This window comes from Mesopusillimonas faecipullorum, assembly GCF_020539505.1.
GTDB lineage: Bacteria > Pseudomonadota > Gammaproteobacteria > Burkholderiales > Burkholderiaceae_B > Mesopusillimonas > Mesopusillimonas faecipullorum.
Genome location: NZ_JACDXW010000002.1, coordinates 200,175 through 212,196, shown reverse-complemented (window position 1 = coordinate 212,196; position 12,022 = coordinate 200,175). Strand labels below are relative to the sequence as shown.

The 12,022-nt window shown below is 59.3% G+C and carries 11 protein-coding genes; 3 read left to right on the top strand and 8 right to left on the bottom strand.

What is annotated here, in order from left to right; genetic code table 11:
• Positions 1–137: 137 nt before the first annotated feature.
• Both H0484_RS04400 and H0484_RS04395 read left to right on the top strand, forming a co-directional pair.
• The gene (locus H0484_RS04400) at positions 138–1,454 is read left to right on the top strand and encodes a YihY family inner membrane protein (protein ID WP_226953234.1); all 1,317 of its coding nucleotides are present in this window, start codon (positions 138–140) and stop codon (positions 1,452–1,454) included.
• Positions 1,455–1,488: 34 nt separating this feature from the next.
• Positions 1,489–1,971 (top strand): CBS domain-containing protein, encoded by a 483-nt coding sequence (locus tag H0484_RS04395; protein WP_226953233.1) that lies wholly within the window; start codon positions 1,489–1,491, stop codon positions 1,969–1,971.
• On the opposite strand, the gene dusA is transcribed toward H0484_RS04395, so the two are convergent.
• Entirely contained in the window at positions 1,895–2,869 is a 975-nt protein-coding gene (gene dusA / locus H0484_RS04390) for a tRNA dihydrouridine(20/20a) synthase DusA (protein WP_255644558.1), read from the bottom strand. The two genes, H0484_RS04395 and dusA, sit on opposite strands and share 77 nt — an antisense overlap.
• A gap of 150 nt (positions 2,870–3,019) precedes the next feature.
• Here dusA and H0484_RS04385 point away from each other — a divergent pair, with 150 nt between their 5' ends.
• On the top strand, positions 3,020–3,988 hold the full coding sequence (locus tag H0484_RS04385; RefSeq protein ID WP_226953231.1) for a homoserine kinase: 969 nt from the start codon (positions 3,020–3,022) through the stop codon (positions 3,986–3,988).
• Positions 3,989–4,022: 34 nt separating this feature from the next.
• Here H0484_RS04385 and H0484_RS04380 read toward each other — a convergent pair whose 3' ends face one another.
• From H0484_RS04380 to H0484_RS04350, 7 genes are all read right to left on the bottom strand, one after another.
• Complete coding sequence (locus H0484_RS04380) at positions 4,023–4,853, bottom strand: PHP domain-containing protein (protein WP_226953709.1); 831 nt, start codon at positions 4,851–4,853, stop codon at positions 4,023–4,025.
• Positions 4,854–4,876: 23 nt separating this feature from the next.
• Positions 4,877–5,812: an alpha/beta fold hydrolase gene (locus tag H0484_RS04375; RefSeq protein ID WP_226953230.1), complete on the bottom strand. Its 936-nt coding sequence runs from the start codon at positions 5,810–5,812 to the stop codon at positions 4,877–4,879.
• Positions 5,813–5,926: 114 nt separating this feature from the next.
• Positions 5,927–8,431 (bottom strand): DNA internalization-related competence protein ComEC/Rec2, encoded by a 2,505-nt coding sequence (locus H0484_RS04370; protein WP_226953229.1) that lies wholly within the window; start codon positions 8,429–8,431, stop codon positions 5,927–5,929.
• A gap of 145 nt (positions 8,432–8,576) precedes the next feature.
• Entirely contained in the window at positions 8,577–8,879 is a 303-nt protein-coding gene (locus H0484_RS04365; RefSeq protein WP_226953228.1) for a helix-turn-helix domain-containing protein, read from the bottom strand.
• A 300-nt stretch (positions 8,880–9,179) separates the two neighbouring features.
• A complete protein-coding gene (locus H0484_RS04360) occupies positions 9,180–9,986 on the bottom strand; it encodes a TatD family hydrolase (protein WP_226953227.1) in 807 nt (268 codons plus the stop codon).
• A gap of 8 nt (positions 9,987–9,994) precedes the next feature.
• Positions 9,995–10,699: an ABC transporter ATP-binding protein gene (locus tag H0484_RS04355; RefSeq protein ID WP_226953226.1), complete on the bottom strand. Its 705-nt coding sequence runs from the start codon at positions 10,697–10,699 to the stop codon at positions 9,995–9,997.
• Positions 10,689–11,963: a lipoprotein-releasing ABC transporter permease subunit gene (locus H0484_RS04350; protein WP_226953225.1), complete on the bottom strand. Its 1,275-nt coding sequence runs from the start codon at positions 11,961–11,963 to the stop codon at positions 10,689–10,691. The genes H0484_RS04355 and H0484_RS04350 overlap by 11 nt, the downstream gene beginning before the upstream one ends.
• Positions 11,964–12,022 lie beyond the last annotated feature (59 nt).

Genomic DNA, 12,022 nt, shown 5'->3' with positions numbered 1-12,022 from the left:
CGCCCCAGGCGTCGTTCAAAGTCATAGATCCGGAAAGCTTTTGAAGCTTTCCGGATTTTTCTTTGCGGTATAGTTAGCCGGACTGGCAGCCACAGCGGGCCCGCCGTCCGCCGGACTGTCTTGAAGCAAAGCGCTATATGACGACACAACACGCCCCGAAAGCTAATAAACATACCCTCGCGCATGTGCTGGAGGTTCTACGCTACGGCTTTACTCTTGCCGGCGAAAAAAAACTGACTCAGGCGGCTTCCAGCCTTACCTACACCACCGTGCTTGCACTGGTGCCCTTGCTGGCGGTGATCCTTTCGTTGTTCACCGCTTTTCCGCTGTTTGCCGACTTCAAACAGGCTCTGGAAGAGTTCCTTAGCACCAGTCTCATGCCTCCCGCCGTTTCCGAAACGGTCATGGGCTATCTGAACCAGTTTGCGGCGCAGGCATCAGGGCTTACCGCCATCGGCACGCTTTTCCTTATCGTCGTGTCCGTCATGCTGATCATGACCATAGACGACGTGCTCAACGATATCTGGAGCGTCAGACGCCAGCGCCCACTGCGCCAGCGCTTGCTGGTGTATTGGGCGATTTTGTCGCTAGGGCCGGTACTGGCCGGTGCCAGCCTCTGGAGCACTGCCTACCTGGCGCGTGAATCATTGGGCCTCATCAATATGATGCCCACCTGGCTGAATCTGGTGCTCTCGCTGGTGCCCGCAGTCATTGCAGCGCTGGGCTTTGGCGCGCTTTTCATGTTCGTGCCCAACTGCCAGATACGCTGGCGCGATGCGCTGATTGGCGGCATCTGGACCGCGCTGGTGCTAACGGTGATGAAATCAGGTTTTGCGTTCTACATTACGCGCTTCCCCTCGTACACCGTCATCTACGGCACCTTTGCCACCCTGCCCATCTTCCTGTTGTGGATCTACCTCTCTTGGTTGGGTATTTTGTCAGGCGCGCTCATCGCCGCCTTGTTGCCCGCCTTGCGTTTGCGCCATTGGGAGCACCTGCGCGAGCCAGGCTCGGGCTTTTTGGCGGCTCTTAAATTACTGCGCCTGCTGCGTGATGCGCAAGGCACGCCCGAACAAGGCTATGGCCTGCGCGAGCTTTCCACTCAGTTGCAAACCGAGCCCGATGCCCTGCGCCAAGTGCTGGAATCGCTACGCGATATAGGCTGGGTGGCCCTGGCACAAGGTACGGGCTCCAGCGGCGAGATCTGGGTGCTTTCCAGTAATCTTGCCCAAGAAAAACTCAGCCGCTTGGTAGACGCCATGCTGGTTTCGGGCTTGTATCAGCCCGAAGCCCAATCGCTGCGCCATGCTTTGGCGGCGTCGTTGCGCATGCGCTACGACCCCACGGTCAGCCATGTTCTGGACGGCTACGACGAAGACGCCGAACCCTTTACCGCTGATGCCCAGCCTGCCGCCCCTCTACCTGAGGACGACGGCTTAAGGCACAATGGATAAAAATACCCAGTTGTTTCACAAGAGGAGATACGCCATGTTGAAAGTCAGCGAAATTCTACGGGTCAAGGGCAATGCCCTGTTCACCGCTACGCCCGACACGCCAGTACGCGAGGCGCTGGCCACCATGAGCGAGCAGGACATCGGTTCATTGGTCATCATGAACCACGGTGAACTGGCGGGCATGATCACCTTCCGCGAACTGCTGCGCCATATGCATGCGCACGGCGGTAACGTGGGTGATTACACCGTACGCAGCATCATGGACGACGCCCCAGTCAGCGTTACCCCCAACACCAGCGCCGACGAAGTCCAGCGTCTTATGCTGGATAAACACGCTCGCTATATCCCCGTCATGGACGGCCCCGTATTGCTGGGCGTGATTTCTTTCTACGATATGGCGCAAGCTGTCGTAGCGGCCCAGCAGTTCGAAAACGATATGCTCAAGGCGTATATTCGGGATTGGCCTGCGGGTGAACCGGCGCCTGAGGCTGAGACAGCTTCCAGGCCTGTTCAATAATAGCGGGGTCATTGGTCGCCAGCAGGCGCGCATCCGACAGCATACGCCGCCAGCGGCGCGCGCCCGGCCTTCCCCCCATCCAACCCAGCATGGGCCGGGTCAGCATTCTTAGCGGCGTGCCTTGCGCGATGTGTTCGCGCGCGTAATCCATCATCTTTTGTATGACTTGCTCCGGCGTCAGCACCGGCGCTTGGGGTTGCAGCCTATGTGCCAGTTGGCTTAACACCTCGGGGTGATGCCAGGCGGCCCGCCCCAACATCACACCGTCAAACTCGCCCAGCCACTCTTGGGCTTGCTCAGCCGTCGCAATGCCGCCGTTCAAGACAAACTGCGCATCGGGAAAATCTCGCTTCAGCTGCAGGGCCAAGTCGTAACGCAAGGGGGGAATCTCGCGGTTATCTTTGGGCGACAAACCTTCCAGTACCGCGTTACGCGCATGCACGATAAACACCTTGCAGCCGGCCTGGTAAAGTTCGCCCACGAAATCGCGCGCAAAGCCATAAGAGATGTCGTAACCCAAGCCCAGGCGGTGCTTGATGGTCACGGGGATATCCACCGCTTCTTGCATGGCGCGCCATGCCTGTGCCACCAGCTGAGGATCAGCCATTAAACAGGCGCCGAAGGCACCTTTCTGTACGCGATCAGAGGGGCAGCCGCAGTTAAGGTTGACTTCGTCGTAGCCCCATTGCTGTGCCAGTTTGGCGCTGGCAGCCAAGGCCGCAGGGTCGCTGCCGCCCAACTGCAGAGCCACCGGGTGCTGGGAATCGTCGTAATCCAGATGCCGAGCCACGTTGCCATGCAGCAGCGCACCGGTAGTGACCATTTCGGTATAGAGCCGGGCTTCGGGCGCCAGCAAGCGGTGAAAGTAGCGGCAGTGGCGGTCGGTGACGTCTATCATGGGCGCCACGCAAACGCGCCAGCCCGCGGACGGAAAATCCATGAGAACAAACACTTTTATGGGGAAACCCCTACATTTTACTGATTCCGGACTATGACTGGTCTACAATCGATGGCCCGTTTCCCATAGACCCTTTTTTCTTCTGTTCTCATGGCCGTTTTTACTCCTGTTAGCGACAAGGACGCGCAAGCGCTGCTTACACAGTACAACCTGGGTAGCCTTGTCAGCCTGCAAGGCATCAGTGCCGGCATCGAGAACACCAACTACTTTCTTGACACCACTCAGGGTCGGTACGTACTGACTATTTTCGAAGTCCTGACGCACCAGCAACTGCCTTTTTATATCGAGCTCATGCATCACCTGGCACAGCATAGTGTGCCGGTGCCTGAGCCGCAAACCCAGCGCAACGGCGAACGCCTGACCACGCTGCATGGCAAGCCCTGCGCCATCGTCAGCCGCCTGCGCGGTCGTCACGAATCCGATCCCGGCGTTACGCATTGCCGCCTGGCCGGTGCCACGCTGGCGCAAGCCCACCTGGCGGGCCGCGACTTCATGCTGCAGCAGCCCAATCTGCGCAGCTTGCCGTGGTGGCAAGAGGTCATTCCCAAGGTATTGCCGTTTTTATCGGCCCAGCAAGCCGCGCTGATTCAAGCCGAGCTGGCCACGCAAACCCGGTTTTTTGCCAGTGCTGAACACGCTGCCCTGCCCAGCGGCCCCGCGCATTGCGATCTGTTCCGCGACAACGTCTTGTTCGACGGTGATCACGAGCACCCCAGTATGGGCGGCTTTATCGATTTCTACTTTGCCGGTTGCGACGCTTGGTTGTTCGACGTGGCAGTGGCGGTTAACGACTGGTGCATACACCGCGCCGACGGCAGTTGGCAGCCCGAGTTACTGCAAGCGTGGCTGCATGCCTATGCCCAGGTTCGCCCCTTTACCCCCGAAGAAAAACAAGCCTGGCCGCTAATGTTACGCGCGGCGGCCATGCGTTTCTGGGTGTCGCGTTTGTATGATTTTTATCGCCCACGCGAAGCCGAAACCTTGCAGCCCCACGACCCCAGCCATTTCGAGCGCGTGTTGCAAGCACGCATACAAGCCGGCGCACCACAACTACCTTAAGCTTGTGACGCTTGTCGCCGGCAACGGGCCGGCATCAAACCATATCGTGCCAAACGGGCAATAGGCCGGATGGCAGTGGCGGCAGACTACCCAAATCGACCTGGCTTTCAGAGGGTGCGTGGAAATCCGCGCCACGCGAAGCCTCGAAACCGTATTGGCGCGCAATACCGGCGTAAGTCTTGTATTGATCGGGGCTATGGCTACCGGTTACCACTTCCAGGCCCACACCGCCCAGCTGTTTAAACACATCAAACAGCGCGTGCAGGGTGGTGTCGTCGTAGCCGTAACGCCCTGGGTGGGCCAACACGGCCTTACCGCCCGAGCGCAGTATCCAGCCTACGGCATCCTCCAGCCTGGCCCATTGTGTACGCACATCGGCAGGCTTGCCGTCACCCAAATAGCGCGAAAAAACCTCACGCATATTGGTGCAAAGTTTCTGGGCCACCAAGTAGCGGCCAAAATGCGTGCGGTTAAGCAAGCCTGGGTTGGTGGTTAAGGCAAGCGCGCCTTCGTAGGTGTCGGGCAAGCCCAATTGCATCAGCTTGTCGGCAATCAAGCGCCCCCTGGCAATGCGGCCATCGCGCAATAAGGCCAAGCCGGCTTGCAGGTCGGGATACTGCGGGTCGATGTTCAGACCCACCACATGTACGGTACGCCCCGCCCAGGTAACGGAAATCTCCACACCGGGCACGAAGGCCAAGCCCACCTCAGCTGCGGCATTGCCCGCTTCGCCCAGCCCTGCCACCGCATCGTGATCGGTCAGCGACCATAGCGCGACCCCTTGCGCATGAGCACGCATGGCCAGCTCTGCCGGGCTGAGCACGCCGTCTGACACCGTAGAGTGGCAATGCAGATCGGCATTCAAGGCCAGGACCGCAGCGGTCGTGCTCATGACTGTGCACCCATGCAAGCAGCGACAAAGGCTTCGGCGACGACAAGCTGATCGGCCTGCATGAGGGTAGGCGCATGCCCCACCCCGGCAAACTCGGCCAGCTGGGCGCGTGGCTGCGCAAGGCGCATGCGTTCTGCCAATTCGGCAGGGAGAATATCTGAATGCTCACCGCGCACGATCAGCACGGGCAACTGGAAATCTTGATAGGCCTGCCATAAGCCGGCTTTCATCATCTCGGCCACGGCAGGCTGCACGCTTACCCCCAAGCCTTCAGCGATGCGTAAATCGTAATGCTTAATGTAGTGATCGCCCTGTTTCACGAATACATGGCGTGTCAGCGCCTGCCATTGGGCTTCGTCATGGGGACCGAAGCCTGCCGCTACCGTACGCACATATTGCACAGCCTGCTCAAAGTCGGCAAAGCTTGTCGGTTCGGCCACATAGGTGGCAATGCGCGCCAAACCTGCGGCATCCACTTCAGGCCCCACATCGTTTAGCAGCAAGCCGTGCAGCTGTGGGCACCGATTTTCCGGCAGGCCCAGGCCCGCGTCATTATGGGCTGCGGGCAAGCGCTTCAAGCCCATCAGCAAGCTCAGGGCAATCAAGCCCCCCATAGAAGTCCCCACCCACACCAGCCTTCTTGGGTTCAGGCGAGCCAGCAGTGTCAAAATATCGCTGACATACTGCACAAAGCCATAGGGGGCACCGGCGGGCAGCCAATCGGAATGACCGCGCCCGACGATGTCGGGGCACACGACGCGGTAGCGGCCCGCCAAGTGCTGGGCCAGTACGTCGAAATCGCGGCCACTGCGCGTCAGGCCATGCACACACAGCACGACTTGGTCGTTATCGGGGGTTCCCCATTCCCAATAGGCCATGCGGTGCATGCCCATAGGGTTGGCGCAAGTTACGGATTCCAATCGAGGCTGCATGGCGCTGCTTGGCATAAAGAGAGTGTAGGCAAAAGACTAGGTATACCGCATTGTCGCCCTTGGGCTCAACTGGTGCTTGCTGCGTGTTCAGCGTGCAAGCTTAACCACCCTGCTTCAGGCACCGTGCCAGTAACGCCTGCGCAAGCTTTTCTGACCTGCCCAGCGCAGGCCCTGCGCCGTCGAATGCATGATGATGGCGCCCTGTTCACTCGTCGACACAAACTCACTGCCTTGGCGGCGCCAGCGCCCTATCGCGTCTGGGTGTGGATGCCCGTAACGATTCCAACGGCCCGCTTGTGCCACGACCAAGGCCGGGCTGCTGGCGGCCACCCAAGCCGCAGCAGAGGAATGCCGCGAGCCATGATGGCCGGCCATCATGACATCTACGGGTGGCACCAAACCCAGGGCCACCATACGCGTTTCTTGCGGCGCACCCACGTCGCCCGGCAACAAGGCCGAATGGTAAGCTCCCCGCACCCGCAACACGCAGCTGTTGGCATTGCGTGCCTTGGTATCACGCGCATCGGGCCAACCCGCAGCGCCCGCCAAAGGCCAGATAAAATCGAAATGCACACCATCTACCTGCCAACTACGGCCCTGCTCGCAGCGCTCCATGGCATGCGGAAACGTTGGCAGCGCTTGCTCACCCAACTGCCGCGCCTCTTTGCGTAAAAAAGCAGCTAAGTCAAAAGAAGTAAAAGAACGCTGTACTGGCACACTGTCTAGCAAGCTGCGCACGCCCCCCACATGATCCAGGTCGGCGTGCGACACAATCAGCTCACTCACGGCGCTTATGCCTTCGGCTCGCAAATGCGGCACCACTACGCGTGAACCCGCATCCGACGTAGCGCTATGGCGCGCACCCACATCAAACAACAAGGTGTGACGGGCCGTTTGCACCACCCAGGCGCCGCCCTGCCCTATGTCCAACGCCGTCATACGCCATTCGCCCTCGGGTAAAGGTGTTGGGCGCCAACACAGGGCTGGCAGCATGGCCAGCCAAGCCAGGGGCCGCAAAGGCCAACCACGCGGCATCAAGGCCAGAGCCAAGCCCGCAAGCGCCAATGCCATCCAGCCCCAAGGGGCCGAGGCCGCATCCACCACCGCCCAGGGCAAAGCAGCTAAAGCGTTTGTTAAAGGCATGCATAGTTCCAGCAAACCGTGCGCGGCCCATGCCAAAACCATGCACAAGCTATCTAAGCCCGGCACCAAAGCAGCAAAACCCAGCAATAAGGCCAGCGGCGTTACCCCCACCCCTATGAGGGGAATGGCGTAGGCATTGGCCAAGGGTGAAGCCAGCGACAACTGGTTGAACCACAAAGCCAGTAACGGCAATAAAGCCAGGCTGATTGCCAGCTGTAAATAAGCCGCTTGGCGCAAATAGTTCCACAGGCTTTGTCTTTTGCTTCTTTTAGGCGTGGCTGCCAAAGCCTGACCTGCGCCGCTGCCCAAGCTGAACAGCACCGCCACGGCCCCAAAAGACAACCAGAAACCACTTGCCATGAGCGCCCAAGGGTCTAATACCAGCACCAGCATGGCCGCCAGACTCAGCAGGCGCGAGGCGCTTATGGGTAGACGTACGGCGTAAGCCACCGCCAACACCGACAACATCAAGAAAGTGCGCCGCGCCGGCACCCCCCAACCAGCCAACAGGCAATACACCCATGCCACTGCCAAGGCCGCCAGGCACGCGACTATCTGTGCAGGCAAGCGCTCGGCCATGGGCCTGCCGCGCCACGATAGGCGTCGCCAGATAGCGTTCATCAGCCAGCCACCCAAGGCCGCTATCATGGTAATGTGCGATCCGCTGATGGAAACCAGGTGGGTCAAGCCGCTACGGTTAAAGACTTCCCATTGTTCGCTTGGAATACTGGCTTGATCACCTATGGTCAAGGCCAGCAGCACACCGGCATAGGCTTGATCCAGCAAATAAGGCCGCATGGCTTCGCGCACGCGATGGCGCAAGCGCTCGGCCAAAGTGCTCAAACTATTGATGTCGGCGTCTTCCAGCAGCTCGGGCGTCCCCCTGACGCTGCCTTGTGCGCGTATGCCCCGCGCAAACTGATGGCCTTCGTAATCAAAGCCATGCGGGTTGTGCGCCCCGCTTACACGGCGCAGGTTCAGCGCCATGCGCCACACCTGCCCCGGCACGATTTCAGGAAAGCTTACCGGCGCACCCCTATGCCCATAAGGGCCGGCAAACTGCGGCCCATGCCAGGCAACTTCAACTCGACCAGGCACCCCCTCTACCCGAGAAGACAAAACATCTGCCACAAAACGGCGGCTATCCGGGGATTCTTGCACCAGCTGTGCCACCCTAAGCACCACGCGTGACACCTTGTCATCGTTCTGCATCCCCAGAGCATCATCCAGACGCGCCTGCGCCCGTTCTACAGCCCACACACTCATTAGCAAGAAACAGGCGAGTACGCAAAGCGTGCGCCACGCTAAACCCATTGCCGAATACGCAGACCAGACGCCAGCGCGCCAAAAGCCGGCAGCCAATATCAGCAGCGCGACTACCCCCACCCACACACCGCCGTTTTGCGGTAGTTCAGGCAAGCGCTGCACGCAAGCCGCGGCAAGCACGGTTGCCAACATGCAGGTTCGGCCTAGCATCCCCCCTCCTTATTCGTGACTGAATACTAGGGGTGATGGGCTAACGGTAGGCTATGAATGGGGCAAAGGAGGCACTTCGGAATGTGCCCAGCATCACGTTGGCACATCAGGCATGGTCAGCAAGACCAAGGTCTCTGAGCAAGCCTCAAAGGATGGCCTGCAAGCCTTTATCCGCGATGATGTTCAGCAGTTTGAGTGCTGGGCCAGAAGGTTGAGTTTCGCCTTGTTCCCACTTGCGCACGGTCGATGCGGACGTATGCAGATGAAGCGCAAATACCGGCTGGCTGAAGTTCAAACTTTCGCGCAAGCGCTTGATGTCAGCAGCGCCAAATGCTCGCACGGATGGCGGACAAATCTCGTCAAACTCGCGCATCGTTACTTTGCTTATCGCGCCAGCCTCATGAAGCGCTGCCAAGTCACCACGCAGCGATTCAATTATCTTGCTCACAATACACTTCAACTAAAAATATGTCTCATCCCAACCCTAAAATCATACCCTTAACGGGTATATTTTCAAACACCTGATCACGCCCTCGCTTGCGTAGGGCGCAAGGCAGCTGCGCTCACCAAAGCTCGAATAGTCGAGCAAGTTCGCTGCTGGCGGTCGATGAAAGAGACAAAGAAGGCACTTCGGCAAATACTGAGGCGCTGCGAGCAATTCAACATAAGCGTTACCAGCACGCTGTCACCACGGCTTACTAGGGGCACGGGTACTTAACCCTTATGACCAAATTTGCCGCCGCCCGCCTCACCCAGCCTGCGCGGCCTCCAAGCGGGGTAACACCCGTTTCGCGTTTTGCCAGCTTTGCTGTACGACCTCTTGCTCGCTTAGTTCGCGTAATTGCGCCATTACCTTGGCAATATCCGGCAATTCGGCTGGCTCGTTGCGAGCCTGTCTTGGCAGCCATGCAGGGGCGATATCGGGAGCGTCAGTTTCCAGCACCCATGCCGTTGGTGGCAAGTTTGCGGCCAAACGCCTGATTTGCAAGGCGCGTTCGAAGGTCATGGCGCCGCCGAAACCCAGGGCGAATCCCAAGCTTAAAAACTGCTCGGCCTGTTGCACGCTGCCGTTAAAGGCGTGCGCAATGCCTTGAACCGGGCGATAGCGGCGTAACTGCTTGAGAATCTCGTCTTGCGAGCGGCGTACGTGCAGTATCACCGGCAGGCCATGCCGTTGAGCGATAGCCAGTTGTGCCGTATAAAAATGCGTCTGGCGCGCACGCATGGCTTCAGACTTTAACTCGGGCACGAAAAAATCCAGACCTATCTCGCCTATGCCGACAAAGCGCGGGTCGCTCAAGGCCTGCTCTACGCTTTGCTCCAAGGTTTGCAGATCGGCATCTTGCGCCTGCGGCACATACAAAGGGTGTATGCCCAATGCATAAGCACCACCGGAGAAGGAAGCCGCCAACTGCGCCACTTGGCCGAAATTCGCACGCATGACGGCCGGAATGACTATGCCTTTTACGCCTGCCCGCTGCGCACGCGCCACCACCTCAGTACGATCTGCGTCGAATTCAGCAGCATCCAGGTGGCAGTGCGTGTCGATCAGCATGAAGCGCCTTAAGCAGTCTGGACGGGCTGGTCAAGCAACTGGCCGCCCGTCATGTACAGCTGTCGCTCGGCACGCTGGGCCAAAGCCACGTCGTGGGTCACGATCAAAAATGCCGTGCCCGATTCCTGGTTCAGTTTGGTCAACAACTCAAACACGCTATGCGCGGTTTCGCGATCCAGATTGCCGGTGGGTTCGTCAGCCAGTACGCAAGCCGGGCGCGCCACCAAAGCGCGGGCCAGCGCCACACGCTGGCGCTCTCCGCCCGACAGCTGGCCTGGAAAATGCCGCATACGCGCCGACAGCCCCACTTGCTCAAGCAATAGCGCCGCTTGCTCGCGCGCTTGCGGGCGCGGCATGCGCCTGACAATAAGCGGCATGGCGACGTTGTCCAGTGCCGAAAATTCGGCCAGCAAATGGTGAAACTGGTAGACAAAGCCCAGGTGCTGGTTGCGCAATTGGCTGCGCTTGGCTTCCGACAGGTTGCCGGCTTCTTCGCCATTCAGCCAGATACGACCGGTGTCGGCTTCGTCCAGTAAGCCCAGCACATGCAGCAGTGTGCTTTTGCCCGAACCCGAAGCCCCCACCAAAGCCACCATTTCGCCTTCGCGCACGGCAATGTTCACATCGCGTAGCACGTGTATGGTGCCGGCGCCTTCATCGTAGGATTTGTTCAGGCCTTGCGCCTGAAGAACATGGCGAGCATCAGTGTTCATTGCGCAATACCTGTGCGGGTTGCAGGCGCGATGCGCGCCAGCTGGGATACAAGGTGGCCAACCAGGACAACACCAAGGAGGTAACCGCCACCACCAAGATATCGCCGGCCTGCGGGTTGGAAGGCAGACTGCTGATGAAATAGATTTGCTGAGGCAGGAACTGTATGCCCAGCGCCCGCTCGATGGCCGGCACGATGATGTCTATGTTGTAGGCTACCAGCACCCCTAGCCCCGTGCCCAAGGCGGTGCCCACGATGCCGATCAAAGCGCCTTGCACTAAAAAGATACGGCCAATTTCTCGGGGCGTCGCGCCTATGGTGCGCAAAATAGCGATATCGGATTGTTTATCCTTAACCGCCATCACCAGCGAAGACAGCAGATTGAAGGCCGCCACGGCTACGATCAGGGCCAGTATCAAGAACATCATGCGCTTCTCTGTTTGCACAGCGGCAAACCAGGTGCGGTTATTCTGCGTCCAATCAGAAGCGTTCACATAGCCCGGCAATGCCCGGCGCAGTTCTTGCGCTATCTTGGGTGCCTGTTGCATGTCGGCAATACGCAGCCTAACGCCTGCCGTGCCGCTGTCGCGAAACACCCTGGCCGCGTCGTCGGCGTGAATAAAGGCCAGCGATGCGTCGTATTCGTAGTGGCCCGAGTTGAATAGGCCCACCACCTTGAATTGACGCATGCGTGGGGTGAAGCCCGCCGGCGAGATCGACCCTTGCGGTGCCAGCAGCATGATGGAATCACCTGTGTTTACCCCCAGGCTCATGGCCAACTGGGCGCCTAGAATCATGCCAAACTGCCCTGGCTCAAGCGCGTCCAGCGCTATGCCTTCAAGCTGGTCGGCCAAATCTGACACCTGCGATTCATGTGCCGGGTCTATGCCACGTACCTGTACCCCGCTCATGGCATCGCCGCGTGCCAGCATGGCTTGCGCCGCCACGAAAGGCGCCGCGCCGCGCACGGCGGCGTTCCCCCTGGCTTGCTCGGCCAGGTTTTCCCAACGCTCTATGACCTCGCCAGGCTGCACACCAGGCACGTAAAGCTCGATATGAGGCAGCACCGAGAGCATGCGGTCGCGAACCTGCGTTTGAAAACCGTTCATGACAGACAAGACAATAATAAGTGCCGCCACCCCTAGGGCAATGCCCACCATGGAGCTGCCGGCGATGAATGACACAAAGCGGTCGCGCCGCCCGTTACGTCGTCGTGCTCCCGTCAGGCCCGCATAGCGCACCCCCATCCAGAACTCATATGCCATGCTGCACGCTCTGCTTGAACCTGTACCTCATGCCTTCGCGACTCCTTGATCGTTGCGAA

Excerpts from the sequence above, each read along its gene's own strand:
- H0484_RS04400 (WP_226953234.1), top strand. The coding sequence starts at position 138 with ATGACGACACAACACGCCCCGAAAGCTAATAAACATACCCTCGCGCAT.
- H0484_RS04395 (WP_226953233.1), top strand. The coding sequence starts at position 1,489 with ATGTTGAAAGTCAGCGAAATTCTACGGGTCAAGGGCAATGCCCTGTTC.
- dusA (WP_255644558.1), bottom strand. The coding sequence starts at position 2,869 with ATGATAGACGTCACCGACCGCCACTGCCGCTACTTTCACCGCTTGCTG.
- H0484_RS04385 (WP_226953231.1), top strand. The coding sequence starts at position 3,020 with ATGGCCGTTTTTACTCCTGTTAGCGACAAGGACGCGCAAGCGCTGCTT.
- H0484_RS04375 (WP_226953230.1), bottom strand. The coding sequence starts at position 5,812 with ATGCAGCCTCGATTGGAATCCGTAACTTGCGCCAACCCTATGGGCATG.
- H0484_RS04370 (WP_226953229.1), bottom strand. The coding sequence starts at position 8,431 with ATGCTAGGCCGAACCTGCATGTTGGCAACCGTGCTTGCCGCGGCTTGC.
- H0484_RS04360 (WP_226953227.1), bottom strand. The coding sequence starts at position 9,986 with ATGCTGATCGACACGCACTGCCACCTGGATGCTGCTGAATTCGACGCA.
- H0484_RS04355 (WP_226953226.1), bottom strand. The coding sequence starts at position 10,699 with ATGAACACTGATGCTCGCCATGTTCTTCAGGCGCAAGGCCTGAACAAA.
- H0484_RS04350 (WP_226953225.1), bottom strand. The coding sequence starts at position 11,963 with ATGGCATATGAGTTCTGGATGGGGGTGCGCTATGCGGGCCTGACGGGA.